Here is a 23,471-nt window from a genome sequence, read left to right on the forward strand (position 1 = left end):
TCTTTTTTTATGGACTTATTTTTAACACTTGTCCTGCATTTAACATCGTATTTTCTAAATGATTCCACTTTCTTAGCTGCTCCACATCTACTTCATATTTGGCCGCGAGTTCAGATAATGTATCTCCTTGATGGATAAGAATACAGTTATCAGAAGTCTGATGTAACTGCTGAAAAACCGTCGCAGCTAAATCGCTTTTTACGTATGCCGATAGTTTTTGCTTGTCCAATTTGGCAAGTGGGTTTACTGCATTGGTTTTATCCGGATTCCAACTTCCTTGATGAACTTCAAAATGCAAATGTGCACCTGAAGATCGCCCTGTATTGCCAACTCGTCCAATTTTTTGACCTGCGGCTACAGAATTTCCTTCTGCAACAAAACGTTCCTCTAGATGAGCATAGACCGTTTCGTATCCATTCGTTTGTTTGATAAAAACAACCTGTCCGTATGTATTTGAATAGTAAGAGCGGCTCACCACTCCTTTTGCAACAGCATACACCTGTGTACCTACAGGTGCTGCTATGTCAATTCCAAAGTGTTTGGCGTGACGAGAACCAAATATATCAGTTAAGACTCCTTGAACCGGCCACTCCCACTGCATCTCTTCTGCTTTTACCATTTGCCCGCCAAAAAATAAAAGACCTATACACAATCCCATTACTAATACAACCAATATTCTCCTTAACACGTCAATCATGAAGAAAGAACCTCCTATGTAGATCATTGCACACAAAACATACTATATGCCAATTCCTTCTCTTTTAGACTTGTTTATAGAAAAAATAAAGAGATGTGATTCTCCAATGAATCACATCTCTTTGCCATTCTTATTATTTCAGCCGAAGAAAAACTGTTAGTTGGCATGTGTTTACTTTGGCAGTTTGATAAAGAAAGTTGTTCCTTCATTTAATTCACTTTCAACCGCAATGATCCCTTGATGTGCCTCCACGATATTTTTGGCGATTGCAAGCCCAAGACCAGTTCCTGACTTCCCTCTCGTTCTGGCTTTATCCGCTTTATAAAATCGTTCAAATACAAATGGAAGATCTTCTTTCGGAATGCCTGCTCCTGTATCTTGAACAGAAAGATGGATTTCGGATTGACTTTTATCAAGATGCAGCTTTACTTCTCCGTAGTCATCCGTATGACGGATGGCATTATCAATTAAGTTTGTCAGCACTTGTTCCATACGGTCTGAATCAATCATCGCTTCAAATTCATCTTCTATTTTTCCATTAAGAGACAGTTTAATATGTTTTTCTTTAGCTAACCCTTGAAACTTACGCAAAACACGTTCTGTAAATTCAACCATTGCTACAGATTCTAAGTGAAGCTGCACATGTCCTGCTTCCATTCGCGCCAAATCTAAAAGTTCATTTACAAGCCGGCCCATACGGAGTGATTCGTCATAAATCACCTGTGCAATTTCTTTCTTTTCTTCATCCGTACTTGCAATATCGTCAATAATAGCTTCACTATAACCTTGAAGCATAGAAATAGGTGTACGTAATTCATGAGACACGTTTGCAATAAAATCTTTTCTCGATTTATCAAGTTTACGCTCTTCAGACATATCCCGTAGTACAGCTACAGCACCGCGAATTTTCGTTTGATTATAGAGCGGTGACATTAAAATGACCCACGTTTTCCCTTGGATTTTCAATTCTGCACTTCGCTCCGTTTCAGTCTCTACTACCGTTTGAAACAAATGGACGACGTTTGCTGGAAGTTCAGGCACCTGCTGATTGTTGACATCCTGCTCGTAATACCAAGTCTGAAGAAAATGCTCCGCTGGGGGGTTGGTAATTAAAATCGATCCGTCTCTACTAAACGTAATAACACCGTCTGCCATACTGCTTAAAATACTTGAAAGCTGCTCTTTTTCCTGATTGAGCGCATTGAGGTTAAACTTTAACTGCCTGCCCATTTGATTAAAAGCAATCGCTAACTCTCCAATTTCATCGTGAGTTAAAATAGGTACTTTTGTATCAAAGTTGCCTTTTGTTACTTCAAATGCCGCCTGCCTCATTTTTCTAAGAGGCGCTGTAATTCGAGTGGATAAGAAAAAAGCAAAGATAGTAGTTAAAATAATAGCAATGCCTGCAGCCAATAAGATGAACTTAGTCGTATATTGAGCTGGTTCTTCAATTTCAGAAAGAGATTGATACAAATAAACGCCGCCTGTCGGTTTGTTATCTTTCATTAAAGGTACACCGACAACAAACATTAAAGGCTCATCACTCGTATCTTTCTTTGTAGTCATGTACATTTTTTCCCGTATTACTTTACCTTTTTCAACCACTTGATTTAGCTGATCATTTTGTTTAACAATGGCCGAAATAGCTTTCTTATTTTCTTTATCAGGATGTGTGGAATGCCAATAAAAATCTTTGTCTTGAACAATAACTACACTTGCTTGGTCTGCAAGTTCACGAGCAATGGATAGTCCTAGTTTTTCATCGTCCGTTTCCTGCACAATGGTAGAGATTTTAGCAGCCGTTTTAGTTAAACGGTTTTCTGCATCTACAACATGATAATTTTCAAAAAACTGAAGCAGTAAAATGGTCAAAATAAATAAAACAAGCGTGACGAGCAATAGGATAGTAAACCATAGTTTACCAACTACACTTCTCCAAAACATCAGTTATTCTCAACCTCAAATTTATAACCTACTCCCCAAACGGTTACAATCATTTTCGCCGCTTGTGACGATACGCGATTTAACTTTTCACGCAAACGCTTGACGTGCGTATCTACCGTACGAAGATCTCCAAAGAAATCATAATGCCATACTTCACGCAGCAGCTGTTCTCTGTCATATACTTTATCTGGCGTTTTTGCAAGGTAGCATAATAATTCATATTCTTTTGGAGTTAAGTTAACTTCTTTTCCGTCTGCTGTAACGCGATGTGCGTCATTATCAATCGTTAAGTGATCAAAGACAATAAGATTTTTCACGCTCGTTTCTGGTTGAATAAACGTTGCTTGAGAAGAACGTCGAAGCAGTGCTTTTACGCGAAGAACCACTTCTCTTGGGCTAAACGGCTTAACGATATAATCATCTGTACCTACTTCAAACCCTTGGACTCTGTTTACTTCTTCCCCTTTAGCTGTAAGCATGATAATAGGAGTTGCTTTTTTCTCCCGAATTTGTTTACAAACCTCAATACCGTCTATGCCAGGCATCATTAAATCCAATACAATCAAATCATAATCTATGTGTAACGCTTTTTCGATTGCTTCATGCCCATCGGCTGCTTCTTCAATGATGTATCCTTCTTTTTCTAAGTACATTTTTAACAATCGTCTAATGCGATCTTCATCGTCTACTAGCAGTAATCTTTGTTCGTTTTGCATGTATTTTCAACCTCCTAGTCTTAGTGTACAAAAAAAAACCGGCGAGTTCTACTTATGATACCCAAACAATGTGACAATTCGTGAACACCTTTACGAAAAACAGCTTTTTTTACCAAAAAGAGGCTGAGACGCAACGAAATCCATTCAATCTAAAGACGAACAAATAAAATACAGGAGCTAGTAGGGATCGCTTACTCCACCGCTGTTGATTTCCGTGCAAGACTTCGCTTTCCGCGGACGGCCGGTGAGCCTCCTCGTCACTTCCGCTACTGCGGGGTCTCACCTTTTCCGTTTTTCCCGCAGGAGTCTTCGCCTTACCCTCCAATCAACAGCTAGAAGCACCTACATATATGAAGCCTCCGTTCACCATACCAATGAAAAAATCCGAACGAATGAGATTCTCCATCAAGAATCTCATTCGTTCGGATTTTCCTTCAACTAAAATATCTTTGTTTCAGCCTCTATTCTATTTTTAAAGGTTAAGCATATGAATGTAAACCTGCAATAATTAGGTTCACAGCCACTAAGTTGAACATAATGATGGCAAACCCGCCAACTGCCAGCCAAGCTGATTTTTCACCGTGCCATCCTTTAGACAGCCGAAGATGAAGAAAAGCGGCGTAAAATAAAAAGGTGATCAGCGCCCACACCTCTTTAGGGTCCCACCCCCAAAAGCGCGTCCAGGCCATCTGAGCCCAAATCATAGCGAAAATAAGTGCTCCTAGTGTGAAAATAGGAAATCCAATCGCCACTGCTCTGTAGCTTACTTCATCAAGCAAGTCGCTGTTTACCTGCTTCACAAGAGGCTGCAGCGCAGCTCCAATTCGCTTCCGTAAAATAAGGCGAATCAGCCAATATAATACAAAGCCACCGCCTAACGACCAAATAACCGTATTTAATTTTTTAGCATTGATAATAGCTGGCATATCAACAAGCGGCTTTATGTCGTTCCCGTCTGTCCACTCACTTTGATGAGGCCCCACTAGCGGAACCATATGATATACGACTTGCTCTTGTTCTCCACTTTTATTAACCCAATTAAATGATGACTCGTAGTGAGCCGCATTAAAAGCCAGCGTCACCGCTACAAACCCAAGCGTACTAATAAGCGTATACAGGATGAATTCCAGCCAAAATGCTTTTTTATTTCGCTTGGATTGGTCAATCGTTTTGATTAAATAAATCAATCCTGCAACAAAGCTAATGGAAAGCACGGCTTCACCCGTAGCAGCAGTTGTAACGTGAATATGCAGCCAATTCGTTTGGAGAGCCGGTATCAGCGGCGTAATTTCAGTTGGAAACATGCTTGCATAAGCAATGATCAAAAGAGCCACCGGCAATGCAAACAGTCCAAGCATGCTAAGACGATAAATAAAGTAAATAACAATAAATGCGCCAACAAGCATCATGCCAAAAAACGTCGTAAATTCAAATAAATTACTAACAGGAGCGTGACCTGATGCAATCCACCTTGTAATGAAGTAGCCAATCTGTGCAATAAAGCCGATGATGGTAACCGCAATTCCAAACGTTGCCCACTTTGTTTTCTTTTGAGCTGCTCGCTTATCTCGAATAGCTCCTCCGAAAAAAAAGGTTGCAACTAAATAAGCAATAAACGCCACATACAGTAAATTACTACTTATACTCGCGTAATCCATGCTTTTTCCTCCTATTTTGTTTCTTTATCATTTTGGTCCTTCAGCTGTGTAAGAGATGTTGATTCTAATAAACCATTTAGTTCTTTTTTAAGCCCATACCAGTTTTTATTTGTATGTGCGGCCAACCATATCTCATTATTGACTTTTTGAATCCACATGCGGCGATGATTCCAATACATCCCTTGAATTACACCAATCATAAAGATGGCTCCGCCAACTCCTAAAAACCAAAGCGTATAGTCTCTGCGAACGGTTAATCCCGTTACATTTTTCGTTTCCACACCAGCAAAGGTCATTTTATAATCGTTATTTCCTAGCGGCTCCAAGTTCTCTCTAATCCCAACAAAAGCAACTTCACCTTTTTTATGCTGAGGCGTAATCATTTTAAATACAAAAGCCGGATTGTTAGGCACTCTGGTCTTTGTGTTTGGATTTCCTTCATCATCAAAGAAAAAGTCTGGAAAGTAACTCATGAGCTTGACTTTATATCCGTTTTTTAAATCATATGTTTCTTTTGGATTATGTAAATCTACTGTAAGTGAACCAACGTTTCTATTTGCATTTTTATCTGTTAAATGGAAAGACATAGAGCTAAATTCATTTAACTTGAAATCCACTTGGTACATGGCATATCCTTCAAACTTAAGCGGCTGATTCACACGAATCTCTGAATCTTTTATTTTCTTTAACTTTGGATCTGCTCCCGGTATAAGCTTTCCTTCGCGCTTATACAGACTAACATCCGCTTCATATTTTTTGGCTACTTTATTATTCCCTGCACGATCAATTGCTTCTTGAAACACAGCGTTTTCGCTATCTTTATCATACATTTCAACAGTAAAACGATGGTTTTTCAAAAAATACTCTCCGTTCGTCCCAGGAATAACTTTTGTTTCACCTTCGCGGATCCAAAGAACTTCATCTATATACATACCTGGTACAAATCTAAGCATAGCACCTAGTAAAAAGATAATGAGACCGATATGATTAACGTATGGACCCCATCTTGAGAAGCGTCCTTTTTCAGCCAGCAGATTTCCTTTTTCTTCACGAATAGAGTATCTTCTTTTTTTAAGCATGCTTTTTACATGTTCATATTCTTGATCGGTCCACGATGATGAAATGCTGTATAAACGCTGTCTTTTTAAGAAGTTTGGGTGTTTTGTTACACTCTGCTTTTTTAGAGCTCGGTACAAAGGCACTACTCGATCTAAACTGCAAATGACTAACGACATTCCTAAAGCAGCAATTAAAAGCAAGTACCACCACGATTCGTAGAGATGATGAAAACCTAACTTATAATAAAGCTCTCCTGTCCATCCATATTCCTTTTGGTAATACTCGTCTGCTGTCACATTAGGAGGTATGTAAGCTTCTTGAGGATAAATGGTTCCGACTGCAGACGCAACAAGCGTTACAATAATGATCCAAATACCTACTTTTACAGAAGAGAAAAAATTCCATATTTTATCGATAACTGTTTTATTGTACGTTTGCGATCGCCTTGCGCTTCCTTCATAACGCATATCCACTAATTTATCAGTTGTTTCTTCTGCAATCGGCTTACCACAGGCTTCACACAAAATCGTACCATGCGGGTTAACGTGTCCACATTCACATTTTACGTGTTTCATTGTCAACACTCCCTATGGTTTAATTTCTTCCATATATTCTTTTATTTTAGACTCTTCCAATCCCCCAATAAAACTGTCTACAATCTTTCCGTTTTTATCAATTAAAAATGTAGTCGGCAGAGGATCTATTCCGTATGCACCCAAAACTTGTGAATCTTTATCCATCAAAATTGGAAAAGATAGCCCATACTGTTTAGCAAACTGCTCTACTGCTATATTCGTTTCCGCAACGTTAACAGCTAGAATTTCAACACCTTGCTTTTTATATGAGGCATACTGCTTTTCCATCGCCGGCATCTCTTGTTTACAGGGCTTGCACCACGTTCCCCAAAAATTCAAAAAAACTCCTTTGCCTTTGTAATCTGATAGCTGATGAGTTTCTCCATTAACATCTCTTAATATAAAGTCAGGTGCCTTATCTCCTACTGATACCTTTTGTTTATCAGCAAAAAATTGAGCATAAAGGGTATATCCAACCGCGCATAGCAAAACTGCCAATATAACTGTTCGAATAATCAAGCGCTTTTTTTTCATGGCACGAACTCCTTTTAACCGCTTTCAATACGCTTTTTTCTACCATTATATCATTTTTGTGGTAGTGGCTTTCCAATAATATTTCGACGTTTCTGTGAAGTCTTCCTCTCATTCTACAAGTTCGACATTTTTTCAAAAAACCTTGCTTGTTTTTCTAATTCACGACATTTTTCATAAAAAAAACAGGTAAGTGAAAATTACTTACCTGTTTGAGACATTGAATATAATTGTTTGACTTCATGCGCTGTAAGCTCACGAGCTTCTCCTGCATTTAATCCGCGTAAATCTAAAGGTCCGTAGCGCTCACGTTTTAGTTTTAATACAGAATGTCCGATTGCATCGAACATACGACGTACTTGACGATTTTTTCCTTCGTGAATCATCAATTCCACAATTGCCGTCTGCTTGCTTTTATCAATAGAAAGAACTTTTGCACGAGCTGGTGCTGTTTTTCCGTCCTCAAGCATCACACCGCGCTGCAGCTGTCTGATTTTTTCACGACTTGGAATTCCTTTAATTTTAGCCACATACACTTTGTCCACTTCAAATTTAGGGTGCATTAGCTGATTAGCAAATTCACCGTCGTTTGTTAAAAGAAGTAAACCCGACGTATCATAGTCCAGACGTCCAATGGGATAAATTCTTTCTTCTACATGTGGAAAGAAGTCAACGACTGTTTTTCTTCCCTTATCGTCGTTAGCAGCTGAAATGACGCCTCTTGGTTTGTATAACATAAAATAAACGGGCGCTTCGCTTTCTACCGGCACTTCGTCTACTTCAATTTTATCGTTAGGACCTACTTTCGTGCCCAATTCTCTTACAACTTTTCCATTTACTTTCACTCGGCCTTGGCCGATTAATTCTTCAGCTTTACGTCTTGATGCTACACCTGCGTGAGCAATTACTTTTTGTAATCGTTCCATTAACACTTCACCTCTTGTAACATCTTACTTGTTTACGAAGTAATACACAAGTGTATTTGCCACTCAGAGGTAGAATTTTCGATTTCTTACCGGCCAAACACAAGGATTACAATGACAACTGAGGCAATAATTCCTACCAAATCTGCCAGTAAACCAACCTTCAGCGCATCTCCCATTTTTTTAATGCCAACCGCTCCAAAATAAACCGTTAAAATATAAAATGTGGTATCTGTACTTCCCTGCATGGTCGATGCCAAACGACCGATAAAAGAATCAGGTCCGTATGTAGAAATTAGATCCGTCGTGATACCAAGAGCAGCCGTTCCAGATATCGGTTTGATAAGAGCTAAAGGTACAATTTCAGCCGGAACGCCGACTGCTTGCAGCATAGGTTTTAAAACAGATAAGAAAAAATCAAGGGCTCCTGAAGCTCGAAAAATAGAGATGCTCACTAACATGCCGACTAAGTAAGGAATGATGGAAAAAGCAATTTGTAACCCGTCTTTCCCTCCCTCTACAAACTTTTCATACGTAGGAATTTTTTTATAGGTCCCATAAAGTAAAATACATCCTACAATAAGAGGAATAAACATCAATGATACTTGATTAAGCATAGTCATTTTCGTTTTCCCCCTTTTCGTGTACGTCTATAATAAAAGAAGCGATCAATGATGATAGCTCCTATCGTAGCTACAACAGTTGCTAAAAGCGTAGTACCCACAATTTCAGTAGGATTAGCCGAGTTATACGTAATTCGAATTGCAATAACTGTGGTTGGTATAAGTGTTAAACTGGTTGTGTTAAGTGCTAAAAGTGTAATCATAGAACGGCTTGCTTCGTCTCTATCGCCGTTTAGCTTTTTAAGCTGCTCCATCGCTTTAATGCCGAGAGGAGTTGCCGCATTCCCGAGTCCAAACATATTCGCCATCATATTGGACAATATGTACCCCAAGGCCGGATGATCTTTTGGAACATCAGGGAAAAGTCTTGTAATAATGGGTCGAAACAATTTCGCTAACTTGTCGAGAAGCCCTGCACTTTGAGCAATATTCATCATCCCTAACCAAAAGACCAGCACGCTGATCAACCCTATGCTGATGGTCACTGCTTCGCCTGCTCCTTGAAAAATTGCTTTGTTTACATCACCAATTTTCCCATTTATAATCGCAAAAACAATTCCAATAATGGTCAGGAGCATCCAAATAATATTAACCATCTGTTTTGGCTCCAGACTGAATAAACATTAATCGCTTCACTCTATCAAAGAAACCTTTTTGCTGCTCGGCCTGCTTTTCGAAATAAATAGGAACACTGTCAATCGTTTCTCCACTTCTATAAATATCGAGCTTCCCTACAACATTGGGAACTTTCCCTGTTTCTTTCCACTGCTTTTTAGGCTGAATTAACGTTGTTTTCACTTCTACAGAGCTCTGTTCTTTCTTTGTAAGAGGATAGACGACATTTCGTTTAATATACAACTGATCTTTATAGAAAGAATCTTTTATATCTGCCAATTCGCCTTTTGCAGCTAAACTGGTCATATCATATTTATCAAATGCATTTTCATACATGGAAATGTGATCGTTCCAATCATCTGGCGCATTAATCGTTACGGCGATTAAATCCATTCCATCTTTTGTAGCAGTTGTCACAAGCGTTCGTTTTGCTAATTTCGTATATCCTGTTTTTCCGCCAGTACAATATGCATATAGTGTTGTCAGCAGTTTATTTTTGTTTTTCCACACTCGATCCCATTTCTCTTCAGGGTGCTTCATTCGATAGACTTTTGTTCCTGAAATCTCTTTGAAAATTTTATTATTCATTGCATAGCGCATAAGCAGAGCCATATCGTGCGCTGTTGAGCGATGATTTTCATGATCGTCTAATCCATGCGGATTTTGAAATGTTGTATTTGTCATGCCAATTTCTTCTGCTTTTTTATTCATCAAATAAACAAATCCATCTTCGCTTCCTCCAACGGCTTCTGCGATAGCTACAGCAGCATCATTACCTGAACGAAGCATCAAGCCATACACTAAGTCTTTTAATTTTATTTTTTCACCTTCAACTAAATACACAGAAGAACCTTCAACGCCAACTGCGTTGTGGCTAACGGTAACTTTTTTATTTATTTTGCCAGATTCAATCGCCAGTATTGCTGTCATAATTTTTGTGATGCTAGCAATTCGGCTAACTTGATCTGCATTTTTAGCATATAAAACTCTTCCTGACTTCTGTTCCATCAAAATAGCACTATGAGCACTTACACTCTCTGCTGCAGATGATACGGAAGGCCAACCGCTGAGACATAGCAATACAATAAATAGATAGATGATACTTTTTTTGCTTCTTTTCATGTCATCCCCGTCCCTCTACCTGTTTGTACAAGTTTATGCTCGTCTTTTTTGGTTATGAATGAAAAGATTTGTCCATACAAAAAAGAACATAGAAAAAACTCTATGTTCTTTTACATTTTCACTTCATTTCTTGAAACGATTGGAAAAACAAATCTGCTTCTTGATCGGTTCCTTCTTGTAATAAATCTTCTGGAAGCGGCGGCAGCTCTTCGATACTTTTAAGACCAAAATAGCCTAAAAATTCTTTTGTCGTTCCGTATAAGATGGCCCGGCCTGCGCCTTCCGCTCGTCCCACTTCTTTTAATAAAACCTTTCCAATTAAAGTTTGAAGAGGTCTTTCCGTTTTCACTCCGCGAATCTCTTCGATTTCAGCTCTTGTAATTGGCTGCTTATACGCTACAATAGCTAACGTTTCAAGCGCTGCTTGTGATAGTGATTGATTAGCGGGAGCTTCTACGAGCTTCTCAATATATGGCGCATACTCTTTTTTTGTGACAAGCTGATAGGCCCCTCCTATTTCAACAAGTGTAACTCCTCTTAACTTACACTCTTGCTCTAAGCTCTCCAAAGCACCTTGAATGTCTTCATGAGGCTTTTCTATAATCTCAGCTAACCGGCTAATGGATAGACCTTCATCACCAGAAACAAAAAGTAGGCTCTCAATAATAGCCTGTAGATTATTTGTTGTCATTCCTCTTCATTCCTTTCTCGATACGATACATAAAGCTCGTCTAGATTGTGCTGCTGTTCCACAACGATTTCATTTTCTTTCATTAATTCCAGCACAGCTAAAAACGTTACAACAATATGATCACGCTCTTGATAAGGAAACAGCTGATAAAAACTTTTTTTCCCTTTAAAGGCTTTTAATTCGTTCACAATTTCACTCATGCGCTTGTCAATTGGAATGTCTTGCCTTGCTATCTTCGTCTGCATAGGCTTTTTGTTTTGCTTCCGTTTCATCAACTTTTGAAAAGCACTTAGCATATCATACAGTGATATATCCAACCCTTCGTCCTGAGGCAGCGTACGTTCTTCTGCATTTATCTGCACATTACTTGGAGGTTTTGTATACACATGACTTTGGTCTTCTTCCAGTTTTTGAAGCTCTACCGCCGCTTCTTTAAACTTTCGATATTCAATTAAGCGCTGCATCAATTCTTCACGCGGATCTTCTTCATCGACCATTTCAATTTCATCCATATCTTCTTCATACGTAGGCAGAAGCATTTTACTTTTAATTTGAAGCAAAGTTGCTGCCATGACTAGATACTCACTGGCAACGTCTAGCTGAAGCTCATTCATTGTATGTATAAACATCATATATTGCTCAGTAATTGTCGCTACTGGGATATCGTAAATATCAATTTCAAATCGGTTAATCAAATGCAGAAGAAGATCTAGAGGTCCTTCAAACGCATCTACTTTTACACTATACTCCACTTTTATCTCACCAACACTTTTCAATTGCTTATCATTTCTGCTGCTTTATATAACGTTACTATCATTAGTATAGAGGATTATAGACACATGTCCAATACAAATTAACGTAAAAATAGGTCATTTGCCCATACAAAAAGTTTAAATATACATATGATGTCAAGGTAATAAGATTTTGAAATGGCTGAAGGAGGAACTCGCATGGGTGAAAAATCTTGTGGATACGGTAGCGGTTTCGCTTTAATTGTTGTACTGTTTATTTTATTAATTATTGTTGGTTGTTCTTGCTTACGCTTCTAACCACACATATTGAATAAAAACAAACGTGTTCGCCATACCTTGAGCACGTTTGTCTCTTTAAAGGCACCGCGCTGATGAATAGCTAATTTTTGTGATACACTACATATAGAGTCTTACCAGGAGGGAACAAGATTGTATTCACAAGCCTATATTGATTATTTAGTTCATTTTCATGGCGACCGGGATTACTTTGAATGTCATGAACTGCTAGAAGAACACTGGAAAAAAGACGAAAGAGGACACCGCAATATTATTTGGGTTGGCCTTATTCAAATTGCTGTTTCACTCTATCATCATCGACGCCAAAATTTCGCCGGAGCCAAAAGAACGATGCAAAAGGCGCTGGCAATTTTAACGAAGGAAGAAGAAAATATTGCACAGCTTGGACTTAATTATCCTTCACTGCTTAAACTTCTTCGCAAACAATTAGCTTTAATCGATACCTATCAGCCATATAAAAGTATTAACTTGCCCATTGAAGATCCAGCATTATTACGAGCTTGCAAACAAAGAAGCACTGATAAACAGCTTGTCTGGTTATCAGCTTCTAATCTGCAAAATGATGCGATTATTCATCGTCACACCACGCGAGATCGGTCAGATGTGATTGCGGAAAGACAAGCGAACTTATTGGCAAAACAAAACAACAGGTAGCTTCTAGCTACCTGTTGTTTTATGATGACTAAGATGTGAAAGAAGCTTTCGCACCTCACCTAATCATGCTTTTCTTTATTCATCCGCCTGACACTTTTCATAAAACGGAGCGATGATTTCACTCGGCTTAATTTGTGCAGTCGTATACATTTCTTTAAGAGCTTTAATCATTTTTTTGCCAATGCCCTGTTGGCGGTGTGAAGGGTTTACACTGACGTGTTGAACCTCAATCAAACTTTTATCGAGCATGGAAATGCCAACAATCCCAATAATATCTTCTTCTTGCTTCCAAAGATACAGCTGCCAATGTTCGTTTTGCTCATATTCTTTCATCGTTTGTTGAAGTTTTTTTAAATCTTTTTCCGTAGGTACAAACGATAGAAGACCCATGGCAATTTTTTCATAGTTTCGTTTATAGCGAATAAGCATACGATTCTCCCTCGTCCTCAAACTTTCCTACAAATTAATGCGCTGCGTTTTTTACTGCTTTTATCATACAAAATTTATAAGTAAATAGCAATATTACACAAAAGCCTGTCATATGTCATGCGTGTATGAGAAACCTAATCTATTACGCTTTTTGAGCTGTTGCGCGAAGAAAAAACGCCGTAACCCCCTTTTAAAGGTTGTTATGACGTTTTATTAGCTGATATCCATTTATAGCAGTATGCTCTTATTCTTCCCAGACTTTTACTTCTTTCATTACGTCGCCATTTTTCATTTTTAACACTGTATCAAGTCCTTCTGTTACTTTTCCAAATACAGTGTGAACACCGTTCAAATGAGGCTGTGGCTCATGAACAAGAAAGAACTGACTGCCGCCTGTGTCTTTACCAGCATGTGCCATTGATAGAGAACCCGCTTCGTGTTTGTGAGGGTTTCCTTCTGTTTCACATTTAATTGAATAGCCAGGGCCGCCAGCACCTGTACCAGTTGGGTCTCCTCCTTGAGAAACAAATCCAGGGATAACGCGGTGGAACGTTACGCCGTTGTAGAATCCTTCATTTGCTAACTTTTCAAAGTTTTCTACTGTTCCTGGTGCTTCGTTCGGAAATAAATCGATTAGAATTTTTTCGCCATTTTCCATTAAAATACTTGCCTTTTTCATATAAATGACCTCCAATATATGTATTAGTACCGCTATAGGCTCTATTTTCCCCGTCAAAGCGGCAACATGTAAAAGTTGTAAATGCCACCTAGAGGTAGAACCTTTACAACTATAAACTCACTCTATTCTACTACAAACAAGCCCATGAATTCAACGAATGCACTTATCCACTTTCTTTTCATGTAGCTCTAAATAAAAAATAGTGGTTGTGAGATGAAACTTTTTATAGTATTATCCGTCTAATACAGTGGTAGAGATACATAGAGTTCTTTTCATTTAGAAATCTACGTCTCTAGACTGATTTATGGGAAAATGATGAATTGACTCTGTTACTTCAGACCTGCCCGTATTATAATAGGGCAAGTATGGGATTAAAGGAGGAAAAAGGTTTGAAATTAACGATAAAAGCAATGATGGTGACATTAGGTCTTCTTCTATTCCTAACCGCACCCTTAAAAAGTTTTGCAGATGCTGCTCCGGGCGATGTTATTATTACATTAGGTGAGGACTTAACCAGCTCTCAGAAGCAACAGGTATTAAATGACCTTGATGCGCCAAGCAATGCTCAAACAGTAACCGTGACAAACCAAGAAGAGCATGAATATTTAGGTGACTTTATTCCAAAGGCTACTATTGGATCTCGTGCTATTTCATCTTCTAGTATTACCCTTGGTTCAAAAGATTCAGGTTTAAGCGTATCAACTCAAAATATTAATGGTATTACAGACGACATGTATATTAATGCTTTGATGACCGCCGGCGTTAAAGATGCAAAAATCCAGATTACCGCTCCATTTGAAGTATCTGGTACAGCTGCTTTAACAGGTATTATGAAAGCATATGAAGTTCAAACAGATCAAAAAATCCCAGAAGAAGTAAAAAAAGCAGCCAATGAAGAGATGGTCCAGACATCTGAGCTTGGTGAAAAAATCGGTAAAGAAAAAGCAGCTCAGTTTATGGCAACGATTAAAGAAGAAATCGCCAAAGAAAATCCTCAAACAAAGGACGATTTACGCACGTTAATTCAGCGAGTGGCTGATGATTTAGGTATTAAATTAACAGATTCAGAGCTTAATACACTTGTTGACTTTTTCAATCGTTTAAAAGATATGAATATCGATTGGAATCAAGTAAAAGACCAGCTTTCCGCGACAAAGGAAAAAGTAACAACATTTCTTCAGTCAGAAGAAGGCCAATCATTTCTTGATAAATTAAAGCAATTCTTTGTTGATATTATTAATGCTATTAAATCGTTATTCTCATAAAAAAAAGAGCCTCTTGAACAAGAGGTTCTTTTTTTACGTTAATCACTCGTTACTTTTTTACCGTCACTTTGTATTTCACGTCATTTTTTACAATGTCTTCATACGTTTCGCGTTTTACGACTAGCTGTGCTTCTCCATCTTCTACGAACACGACAGCTGGCTTTGGCAAACGGTTATAGTGACTTGCCATAGAATAACCGTATGCGCCTGTACAAAACATTGCTAATAAATCATCTGGGTTTGCTTTTGGAAGGTGTACATCCCACATCAGCATATCCCCCGATTCGCAGCACTTACCAGCAATAGATACAAGCTCATCACTTTCATCATTCATTCGATTGGCAATGACCGCTTCATATTTCGCTTGATACAGCGCAGGACGGATATTGTCGTTCATTCCTCCATCAATCGCTACATATTCACGTACATTAGGTACATGCTTACGAGAACCAATTGAATACAGGGTCGTTCCAGCATCTCCTACAAGAGAGCGGCCGGGCTCAATCCAAATTTCAGGGATTTCTACCTCTAACTGTTTGGACTGCTTTTTGACCTCTTCTATAATAACTTCCACATACTGCGAAACAGGAATAGGCTGATCTTCTTCCGTATAACGAATGCCAAAGCCGCCGCCTAAATTTAATACTTGCGGAACAAATTCCATACGTTGCTTCCACTCTTTCATTTTTGCAAAAAGCTTTTGAGTCGCCATAATAAATCCGGTTGTTTCAAAAATTTGAGATCCTATATGACAGTGAATACCTAAAAGTTCTAGCCCCTTGCTATTTTGTACAAGACGCACAGCTTCGTCTGCTTGACCGTTTTGAAGATCAAACCCAAACTTCGAGTCTTCCTGCCCTGTCAAGATATAATCATGTGTATGAGCTTCAATTCCGGGTGTTAATCTGAGTAGAACAGGCATCTTTTTTTGATACTGTTCCGTTATTTCCTGAAGCAATGCAATTTCATAAAAATTATCAACTACAATGCATCCTACATCTTCTTTGATGGCCATTTCTAGTTCTGCTCGACTTTTATTGTTTCCATGAAAATGAATCCGTTCTTTCGGAAAGTCAGCTGCTAAAGCCGTATACAGTTCCCCTCCCGAAACGACGTCTAACGAAAGACCTTCTTCGTGAACAACTTGAACCATTGCGATTGTAGAAAAAGCTTTGCTTGCATAAGCGACCTGTGCTTTTACCCCATGATTTTCAAATGTTTCTTTAAATTCTCTAGCACGCTGCCGAATTAAAGCCACGTCATATACGTAAAGGGGTGTCCCAAAATTTGATGCTAATTTAACCGTATCAACTCCACCAATTTCAAGATGACCCTGCTTATTTATGCGACTTGTTCCGTGTAAAAACATGTTTAGACCCCGTTCCTGTGTATAGTGTAAAAAAGACAGTTAACGGCAATTCGCTGCTAACTGTCTAAATATTTATTATTTTCCATATTTAAAACAAATCTATCACATCTTCATACAGGTTTCAACTACATATTTTGTTTAAGGTTTTGCAGGCTGGCGGTCTTTGTCCTGCGGATGTACAATACTAGGACGCGGATTTGCTCCAGGAACCGGTGTGCGAATGATAATCTGCCATAAAGCCTGGGGGTTGAATGGAAGAAACGGCCACAAATAAGGCGTATTCAACGATTTTAATCGCGCCATATAGAGAATGATACACGTTGTTGCAATAAGAAATCCTGGAGTATGAAAGGCCGCTACAAAAATTAACAGAAACAATCGCAGCATTTTATTTGCTACTGCTAACTCATAGCTTGGCGTTGCGAATGAACCAATTGCTGCAATAGCCACATACAAAATAACCTCGGGAACAAAGAGACCTACATCAATAGCAATTTGCCCAATAAGCGCGGCGGCAATCAACCCCATCGCCGTGGCAAGCGGCGTCGGCGTATGAATCGCCGCCATCCTCAGAAACTCAATCCCAAAATCAGCTAGGAAAATTTGAACAACAGTTGGAATATTTGTTTCTTCGTTTGGTCCAATAAACTGCAATTTTGCCGGCAGCAGGTCTGGCTCAAGTACAAATAACAGCCATAGCGGTAATAAGAAAAGAGAGGCAAGAATTCCTAAAAACCGTATCCAGCGGATAAACGTACCGACAGAAGGAGACTGCCTGTATTCTTCTGCATGCTGCACGTGATGAAACAGCGTAGTTGGCGTAATAATGACGCTTGGAGACGTATCGGTAATAATGATCACATGCCCTTCTAGTACATGAGCTGCTGCTGTGTCCGGACGTTCTGTATAGCGTACCATTGGAAAAGGATTAATTCCTTGTTTGACTAAAAACTCTTCAATTGATTTGTCAGCCATCGGCAAACCATCTATATCAATTGCTTCTAGTTCATCTTTTATCAGTTTAACCAGCCCTGGATCAGCTACTCCATTTATGTACCCAATCGCTACGTCCAGTTTTGATCGTTCGCCTACCTTCATAATTTCAAAACGAAATCTTCCGTCACGAATTCTTCTTCTTGTTAACGCTGTATTGATAATGATGTTTTCAGTGTATCCATCTCTTGCTCCGCGAATCACTTTCTCTGTATCCGCTTCTTCAGGGGATCTGCCAGGATATGTACGCACATCGACTTCAAAGCCAACTTCTTCACCGTCAATTAAAACGAATAGCAGTCCTGATAAAACCGACACCATTCCATCATCCAGCGTCTTTAAAGGCTTGACTTGCTGATGAATAAGACGGTTTTCAACAATATCCTTTAGCTTTGCTCGTTCAACTTCATTATCATTAATTTGAATGAGTACTTTTGCAATTTCAATAATAAATGAACTATCACACAGCCCCGTTACATAGTAAATATGAACTTCTCGATCCAAAATAAGCAGTTTACGCACGCCCACATCAAAGCTTGTGTTCATACTAGCGTTTTCCTTGAACCACTGATCGTTTTTTTGCACTTTTGAAAAAATGGCTGTTTTCTTCTCTGCTAGCTTACCCAAACGAACCGCTCCTTTCTAAAATAAGTCTTGCTGCTTTTTCAGTAATAGGACATCCCAGTTTAACATCATCCATCCTAGCCATTTTGCCGATATCCCCTATTCCTACAACTAAGGGAATATCGAGCTGATCCAAGCAGTAAACTGTATCTCCATTAATTCGTCCGACTTCTAACTCTTGAATTCCGCTTTTATCCACGCCGTAATGCGATATTTCCCCAAAACGATCAATGGTCACATCCACTCTTGTCCATTCGCTTTGATGAGTACGTGATGCAACGGCAATCACTCCAAGAACTTCTACTTGAGGATGCTTTGCTACATGGAGCAAAGCAATTTCCCCAGGCCCTTCCTCTAAGAAACCGCTATCGTCAAACATCACAAAGACGGGATCATATGGTGCTTGAAGAATTAAATCTACCGTTTGACTACCTGTTAACGTAGTAGGGTTTCCATATGACCTCGAAATGCATCTGCCACCAACCGATTTAGCTACATGCTCAATTGCTTTGCGTGCATATTCGTCCCCATCGGTTACAATAATGACCCTTCTTTTTTTCATAATCTTTTATCCTTTCGGTTTAAAGATTAACGCGATAATAAAAGCAAATAAAATAGCTGCTGAAATTCCAGCCGAGGTAAGTTCAAAAATTCCAATACCAATCCCGATAAATCCATGGTCATCCGCTTGCTTCATCGCTCCGTGCAGCAAAGAATGACCAAAGCTTGTAATTGGAACCGTCGCTCCGGCGCCAGCAAATTCAATTAACTTATCATAAAGACCAAATCCATCTAAAATCGCTCCTGCAACTACAAACGAACTCATAACATGCGCTGGAGTAAGCTTAGCAAAATCAAGCAGCAGCTGCCCAATAACGCAAATGATTCCTCCTACAGCAAAAGCTATTACATACTCCATTGATCATCCCCCTCCCCAATATGTTCTAAGACGACGCCATGAGCAATTGTTGGAATTGACTCTTTTTGCTGAATCATCGTTGGACTTAAAAGAGCTCCTGTTGCCACCATAAACACTTTTTTTAAGTTTCCTGATTTTAATTCATTTAAAATATGCCCATACGTGACAATAGCCGAGCAGCCGCAGCCGCTTCCTCCTGCAAATACATTTTGATCAGGGCGGTATACCATTAATCCGCAATCATTATGATTGGTTGATATATCGTAGCCTTCGTCCTTGAGCAGCTGTTTTAAGATTGGACTTCCTACACCAGATAAATCTCCTGTTAAAATAAGATCATACTCGCTTGGAGCAACGTTTAAGTCTTCCAAATGCCTTTGAATGGTATCTGCAGCAGCTGGTGCCATAGCAGAACCCATGTCGTTTGCATTTTTAATCCCGTAATCCATTACCCGACCAATGGTTGCAGACGTCAGACGCACAATACCTTTTTCTTTCGAGACCAGAGCTGCCCCTGCCCCCGTAATGGTTGCCGTTGCTGTATCTGGTTTTTGTCCTCCGTACTCGGTAGGATTTCGAAATTGGCGCTCAGCCGTTGCGTTATGACTGCTCGCTGATGCAATAACACGATTAGCAAACCCTGCATCTACAAGAGCTGCTCCTGTTGCAAGTGTTTCCATCGATGTGGAGCAAGCGCCAAACATGCATAGAAATGGAATTTGGTTATGCCTGGCCACAAAATTAGCCGTTACGTTTTGATTTAATAAATCTCCAGCCAAAAACAAATCAACGTCTTCATAGGATAAATTTATTTTTTGCAAGCAGGAATCAATAGACTCCGTCATAAGCCTTCTTTCAGCCAACTCCCAGTTGTCTTCTTCACAGTGCAAATCTTTATGTGTAATATCAAATGTTTCTCCTAACGGTCCATCTGCTTCTTTTGGTCCTACAGCTGTTCCTGTGGCATTAATATAAATAGGATTTTCATAAACCCACGTTTGCTTTCCAGTTTTTCTCATAATCCCCCTCTTTTCATAGCAAATAAGTTTTAAAAAGGTAGCGAATGATTCCTACAACGTAAGCCGAAACCGTTCCAAATACAATGACGTTTCCGGCCAGTTTGAACATGTTCGTCGCAATTCCAAGAACAATCCCTTCACTTCGATGTTCAAGCGCTGCACTCGTCATGGAATTGGCAAAACCCGTAACAGGAACAGCTGAACCTGCACCTGCGAATTGACCAATACGATCGTATATCCCAAACCCCGTTAAAAGCGCAGATATTAAAATAAGGGTTGCAACGGTAGGATTACCTGCATTTTTTTCATTAAAGTCAAAAAATGCAATATAGAAATTTTGAATTGCCTGTCCTAATGTACAAATGATTCCCCCTACCAAAAAGGCTTTGATGCAATTTGCCACATATGAAGGTTTAGGCTGAAATGGTTTAATGCTTTCTTGATAGTTATCTTTTAATTTTTGATTATTTGCCATGTTACATACATCCTTTTCTTATTGATTAACAAAATAAATCCAATGAAATAATGATCCGCATACTTTGCCTAGTACAATGGCCATTAACAATAAAATAAGTTTGCCTTCCATCCCTATTCGTTTCGTTAACGTCGGCAATACATTAAGCACTTCTGTTAACGCTGCTGCCAGCATTCCAATAAAAATACCGCTCGTTAGACCTATGATCATAATAAGCACCGCAGGAAACTGCCATGTGTATTGATGAAGACTGCACCACCCGCCTGTAACAGCACCACCCACCACTCCCCATTCATACGCTTGAATATATTTCATGGTTTTGGTCAGCTGCATCAAACGCGGAATAATGCCCAGCACCGTTAAAAATGCTACAAACCCAGCACCTGCAGCCAGTCCTCCCGCAAGTCCAATTACAATGGTCATCACAATGTTAATGATCATCAATTTTTTTCATACTTTCTTTATTCTCGTGCATAATGACGTATTGATCTAAGTCTTGCTGGTAATTAAACATTTCGACTTCGAGAGGACTAGGCTCTTCATTAATTCGTTTTCTAAAGACATGATTAAAAAACAGAATCATTCCCAGGCCTAAACCGATAGAGTAAGGCACTTGAATCAGCAAAGGCTGCTTATCTCTTAGACCGGTCAGCATGTAGAACAATTTTTGATGTACTTGTCTCATACTCACATCTTCGTGAAAGTTCATAATTGCTAAAGCAGCTCCGATGAAAAGAAGAAACCAAACAGCTAGAAAAAACAAAAAGGAATATTGTTTCTTTTTATACACGACCTCTACAATCGTTTGAGCGGGTCCAATCGTCTGAATGTCCAAATACGGATACCGAGAGGCAACTTTTTCAATTACCTTCATTAAATCAACAATGATAATATTTCGATCACTCATACTTACTTGATATACAACTAGCTTTTCAATTTGCTTTTGAACAGAATCTCCTGCTATAACCATTGCTAATTGTCCAATATTTACAGCCTCATCAGGTTTTACTTGAATACGATGTCTCATTTTAAGATAAAGAACGTTTTCCACTCATATCACACCTTACGATTCATTATCTCCCTGTACGTGTAGTATGGATTTTCTTAAATTTTCTAATTCACGTTTCTGAACAGACCATTAATTACCAAATAAAAAAAGCAATCCGTTTCACTATTCTTCTTTGAATAGCAAAACGGATTGCTTATTAAGTATTACGTATCATTCATATGCAGCTTCATTTGTTTTAAGATTTTCTTCTCAAGCCTCGATACCTGAACCTGAGAAATTCCCAGCCTTGCGGCCACTTCGGACTGAGTTTGATCTTTGTAATACCTCAAATAGACAATGAGCTTTTCACGCTCATCAAGTTCTTCAATCGCTTCTTTTAAGGCAATTTTATCAAACCACTTCGCTTCTGTATGATCAGCAATTTGGTCAAGAAGGGTAATTGGATCTCCATCATTTTCATAGACGGTCTCGTGAATAGACGAAGGAGCACGATTAGCTTCTTGAGCTAGCACTACTTCTTCAGGAGTGAGATCCAAATGTTCTGCAACCTCAGCGACTGTAGGAACGCGTCCAAGTAATTTGGAAAGCTCGTCTTTTGCTTTACGTATTTTATTGCTCATTTCTTTCAGAGAACGGCTAACCTTTACCGTTCCGTCATCACGAATAAATCGCTGAATTTCACCAATAATCATTGGAACAGCATATGTTGAAAATTTAACATCATACGATAAGTCAAATTTATCAACGGACTTTAATAGCCCTATACATCCAATTTGAAATAAATCATCTGGCTCATAACCACGGTTAATAAAACGTTGAACAACCGACCAAACGAGCCGCATATTTTTTTGGACGATTGTATCTCGTGCAATTTGATCACCTTGCTGACTGCGCTTGATGAGGTCTTTAACTTCATGATCCTTTAAATACGGTTCGTTTTTATTTTTTTTGACCTCCACATCCATTGGCAAGTCTCCTTAATTACATAGCGCTTTACTATTTGTTAAGTGCTTTTTTAAATATAAGGTCGTACCTTCTAATACAGTTGACTCCACTCGAATTTCGTCCATAAAGTTTTCCATTATGGTGAAACCCATTCCAGAACGTTCTAGATCTGGTTTCGTTGTGTATAAAGGCTGTTTGGCTTCATCCACGTTATCGATACCAATTCCTTCATCACGAATCATCAGCTCGACTACACCATCTTCATGAAGCGTCACAGAAATGTATACCACACCATCCGGATTGCTCTCGTAGCCGTGAATAATAGCATTTGTTACTGCTTCAGATACGACTGTTTTAATTTCTGTTAACTCATCCATTGTTGGATCTAACTGCGTAATAAATGATGCTACCGTGACGCGGGCAAACGATTCGTTTTGACTAAGCGCGGAAAATTGGAGGTTCATTTGATTTTTCATTATGCCACCCCCAATTTTTGAAGCGCGTTTTCTTCATTAGGTTCAAAACGAATAATTTTAAATAAACCTGACATATTAAACAAACGTTCTACGGCAGGAGAAATAGCGCATACAACCATTTCCCCGCCGTTATTATGAACCTGTTTGTATCTCCCTAAAATAACCCCTAAGCCAGAGCTGTCCATAAAGGTTAAATGCTGTAAATTTAAAATCAAATGGCTGATAGATTCCTTCTCTATCGCTTCGGTGATTTTGCTTCTTAGCTCTTCTGCCGTATGATGATCTAATTCTCCTGTTAATCGAACCAACAAGACATCTTGTTTGAATTCCAATTCAATCGAAAGACTCACTATACAAACCTCCTCGGAAATCTTATAGTCAGTCTTTCGCTGCCGACAGAATAGAATCCTTC

28 protein-coding genes are annotated in these 23,471 nt (G+C 39.0%); 3 read left to right on the top strand and 25 right to left on the bottom strand.

Annotated elements, in window-relative coordinates; translation table 11 throughout:
* Positions 1–7 precede the first annotated feature (7 nt).
* From MMB68_RS03085 to MMB68_RS03140, 12 genes are all read right to left on the bottom strand, one after another.
* A complete protein-coding gene (locus MMB68_RS03085; protein ID WP_277548200.1) occupies positions 8–697 on the bottom strand; it encodes a peptidoglycan DD-metalloendopeptidase family protein in 690 nt (229 codons plus the stop codon).
* 171 nt (positions 698–868) lie between these two features.
* On the bottom strand, positions 869–2,641 hold the full coding sequence (locus MMB68_RS03090; RefSeq protein ID WP_028410715.1) for an ATP-binding protein: 1,773 nt from the start codon (positions 2,639–2,641) through the stop codon (positions 869–871).
* The gene (locus MMB68_RS03095; RefSeq protein WP_013059051.1) at positions 2,641–3,357 is read right to left on the bottom strand and encodes a response regulator transcription factor; all 717 of its coding nucleotides are present in this window, start codon (positions 3,355–3,357) and stop codon (positions 2,641–2,643) included. The genes MMB68_RS03090 and MMB68_RS03095 overlap by 1 nt, the downstream gene beginning before the upstream one ends.
* Positions 3,358–3,836: 479 nt before the next feature.
* A complete protein-coding gene (gene ccsB / locus MMB68_RS03100; RefSeq protein WP_176343438.1) occupies positions 3,837–5,015 on the bottom strand; it encodes a c-type cytochrome biogenesis protein CcsB in 1,179 nt (392 codons plus the stop codon).
* Between the two features lie 11 nt (positions 5,016–5,026).
* A complete protein-coding gene (resB, locus tag MMB68_RS03105; RefSeq protein ID WP_221812651.1) occupies positions 5,027–6,649 on the bottom strand; it encodes a cytochrome c biogenesis protein ResB in 1,623 nt (540 codons plus the stop codon).
* A 12-nt stretch (positions 6,650–6,661) separates the two neighbouring features.
* Positions 6,662–7,183 (bottom strand): thiol-disulfide oxidoreductase ResA, encoded by a 522-nt coding sequence (gene resA / locus MMB68_RS03110; protein ID WP_014458314.1) that lies wholly within the window; start codon positions 7,181–7,183, stop codon positions 6,662–6,664.
* A 197-nt stretch (positions 7,184–7,380) separates the two neighbouring features.
* Positions 7,381–8,106 (bottom strand): pseudouridine synthase, encoded by a 726-nt coding sequence (locus MMB68_RS03115; RefSeq protein ID WP_221784528.1) that lies wholly within the window; start codon positions 8,104–8,106, stop codon positions 7,381–7,383.
* A gap of 86 nt (positions 8,107–8,192) precedes the next feature.
* Positions 8,193–8,726 (bottom strand): spore maturation protein, encoded by a 534-nt coding sequence (locus MMB68_RS03120; RefSeq protein WP_013084923.1) that lies wholly within the window; start codon positions 8,724–8,726, stop codon positions 8,193–8,195.
* Entirely contained in the window at positions 8,723–9,322 is a 600-nt protein-coding gene (locus MMB68_RS03125) for a nucleoside recognition domain-containing protein (protein WP_013059057.1), read from the bottom strand. The genes MMB68_RS03120 and MMB68_RS03125 overlap by 4 nt, the downstream gene beginning before the upstream one ends.
* On the bottom strand, positions 9,315–10,463 hold the full coding sequence (locus MMB68_RS03130) for a D-alanyl-D-alanine carboxypeptidase family protein (protein ID WP_277548205.1): 1,149 nt from the start codon (positions 10,461–10,463) through the stop codon (positions 9,315–9,317). Before MMB68_RS03130 ends, MMB68_RS03125 begins: the two co-directional genes overlap by 8 nt.
* A gap of 118 nt (positions 10,464–10,581) precedes the next feature.
* Complete coding sequence (gene scpB, locus MMB68_RS03135; RefSeq protein WP_195695936.1) at positions 10,582–11,154, bottom strand: SMC-Scp complex subunit ScpB; 573 nt, start codon at positions 11,152–11,154, stop codon at positions 10,582–10,584.
* The gene (locus MMB68_RS03140; RefSeq protein ID WP_221812652.1) at positions 11,151–11,906 is read right to left on the bottom strand and encodes a segregation/condensation protein A; all 756 of its coding nucleotides are present in this window, start codon (positions 11,904–11,906) and stop codon (positions 11,151–11,153) included. The genes scpB and MMB68_RS03140 overlap by 4 nt, the downstream gene beginning before the upstream one ends.
* Positions 11,907–12,104: 198 nt before the next feature.
* Between MMB68_RS03140 and MMB68_RS03145 the strand changes: the two genes are divergently transcribed.
* Together MMB68_RS03145 and MMB68_RS03150 are read left to right on the top strand one after the other, a co-directional pair.
* A complete protein-coding gene (locus tag MMB68_RS03145) occupies positions 12,105–12,203 on the top strand; it encodes a YjcZ family sporulation protein (protein WP_170836726.1) in 99 nt (32 codons plus the stop codon).
* Between the two features lie 132 nt (positions 12,204–12,335).
* Positions 12,336–12,857, top strand: coding sequence for a DUF309 domain-containing protein (locus MMB68_RS03150; protein WP_277447105.1), 522 nt, complete (start codon positions 12,336–12,338; stop codon positions 12,855–12,857).
* A gap of 75 nt (positions 12,858–12,932) precedes the next feature.
* Here MMB68_RS03150 and MMB68_RS03155 read toward each other — a convergent pair whose 3' ends face one another.
* Together MMB68_RS03155 and MMB68_RS03160 are read right to left on the bottom strand one after the other, a co-directional pair.
* Complete coding sequence (locus MMB68_RS03155; protein WP_013059063.1) at positions 12,933–13,286, bottom strand: GNAT family N-acetyltransferase; 354 nt, start codon at positions 13,284–13,286, stop codon at positions 12,933–12,935.
* 244 nt (positions 13,287–13,530) lie between these two features.
* A complete protein-coding gene (locus MMB68_RS03160) occupies positions 13,531–13,965 on the bottom strand; it encodes a peptidylprolyl isomerase (RefSeq protein ID WP_013059064.1) in 435 nt (144 codons plus the stop codon).
* Between the two features lie 389 nt (positions 13,966–14,354).
* Between MMB68_RS03160 and MMB68_RS03165 the strand changes: the two genes are divergently transcribed.
* Entirely contained in the window at positions 14,355–15,230 is an 876-nt protein-coding gene (locus tag MMB68_RS03165; protein WP_057273997.1) for a DUF1002 domain-containing protein, read from the top strand.
* A gap of 49 nt (positions 15,231–15,279) precedes the next feature.
* Here MMB68_RS03165 and lysA read toward each other — a convergent pair whose 3' ends face one another.
* The 11 genes from lysA to spoIIAA all read right to left on the bottom strand — a co-directional run bounded on the left by lysA (position 15,280) and on the right by spoIIAA (position 23,409).
* The gene (gene lysA / locus MMB68_RS03170; RefSeq protein ID WP_221812653.1) at positions 15,280–16,599 is read right to left on the bottom strand and encodes a diaminopimelate decarboxylase; all 1,320 of its coding nucleotides are present in this window, start codon (positions 16,597–16,599) and stop codon (positions 15,280–15,282) included.
* A gap of 138 nt (positions 16,600–16,737) precedes the next feature.
* A complete protein-coding gene (locus MMB68_RS03175; RefSeq protein ID WP_221779360.1) occupies positions 16,738–18,219 on the bottom strand; it encodes a spore germination protein in 1,482 nt (493 codons plus the stop codon).
* Positions 18,212–18,778 carry a stage V sporulation protein SpoVABEA gene (gene spoVAEA / locus MMB68_RS03180; RefSeq protein ID WP_071270796.1) on the bottom strand — a complete coding sequence of 189 codons (567 nt, stop codon included), beginning with the start codon at positions 18,776–18,778 and terminating at the stop codon, positions 18,212–18,214. The genes MMB68_RS03175 and spoVAEA overlap by 8 nt, the downstream gene beginning before the upstream one ends.
* Before the next feature lie 6 nt (positions 18,779–18,784).
* Positions 18,785–19,135 (bottom strand): stage V sporulation protein AE, encoded by a 351-nt coding sequence (spoVAE, locus tag MMB68_RS03185; protein ID WP_025750441.1) that lies wholly within the window; start codon positions 19,133–19,135, stop codon positions 18,785–18,787.
* Positions 19,123–20,154 (bottom strand): stage V sporulation protein AD, encoded by a 1,032-nt coding sequence (gene spoVAD / locus MMB68_RS03190; protein WP_013084932.1) that lies wholly within the window; start codon positions 20,152–20,154, stop codon positions 19,123–19,125. The genes spoVAE and spoVAD overlap by 13 nt, the downstream gene beginning before the upstream one ends.
* A 13-nt stretch (positions 20,155–20,167) precedes the next feature.
* Positions 20,168–20,629: a stage V sporulation protein AC gene (spoVAC, locus tag MMB68_RS03195; RefSeq protein ID WP_221784535.1), complete on the bottom strand. Its 462-nt coding sequence runs from the start codon at positions 20,627–20,629 to the stop codon at positions 20,168–20,170.
* An 18-nt stretch (positions 20,630–20,647) separates the two neighbouring features.
* The gene (locus MMB68_RS03200) at positions 20,648–21,070 is read right to left on the bottom strand and encodes a stage V sporulation protein AB (protein WP_014458301.1); all 423 of its coding nucleotides are present in this window, start codon (positions 21,068–21,070) and stop codon (positions 20,648–20,650) included.
* Positions 21,060–21,680, bottom strand: a complete 621-nt coding sequence (locus tag MMB68_RS03205) for a stage V sporulation protein AA (protein ID WP_277548208.1) — start codon at positions 21,678–21,680, stop codon at positions 21,060–21,062. Before MMB68_RS03205 ends, MMB68_RS03200 begins: the two co-directional genes overlap by 11 nt.
* A gap of 161 nt (positions 21,681–21,841) precedes the next feature.
* On the bottom strand, positions 21,842–22,603 hold the full coding sequence (sigF, locus tag MMB68_RS03210; RefSeq protein WP_013059074.1) for an RNA polymerase sporulation sigma factor SigF: 762 nt from the start codon (positions 22,601–22,603) through the stop codon (positions 21,842–21,844).
* 12 nt (positions 22,604–22,615) lie between these two features.
* Positions 22,616–23,059, bottom strand: a complete 444-nt coding sequence (gene spoIIAB / locus MMB68_RS03215) for an anti-sigma F factor (RefSeq protein ID WP_013084935.1) — start codon at positions 23,057–23,059, stop codon at positions 22,616–22,618.
* Positions 23,059–23,409 (bottom strand): anti-sigma F factor antagonist, encoded by a 351-nt coding sequence (gene spoIIAA, locus MMB68_RS03220; protein WP_013084936.1) that lies wholly within the window; start codon positions 23,407–23,409, stop codon positions 23,059–23,061. Before spoIIAA ends, spoIIAB begins: the two co-directional genes overlap by 1 nt.
* Between the last annotated feature and the right edge of the window lie 62 nt (positions 23,410–23,471).

Origin of the sequence: Priestia sp. Y58, from assembly GCF_029522095.1 — a bacterium.
GTDB classification, from domain to species: domain Bacteria; phylum Bacillota; class Bacilli; order Bacillales; family Bacillaceae_H; genus Priestia; species Priestia megaterium_E.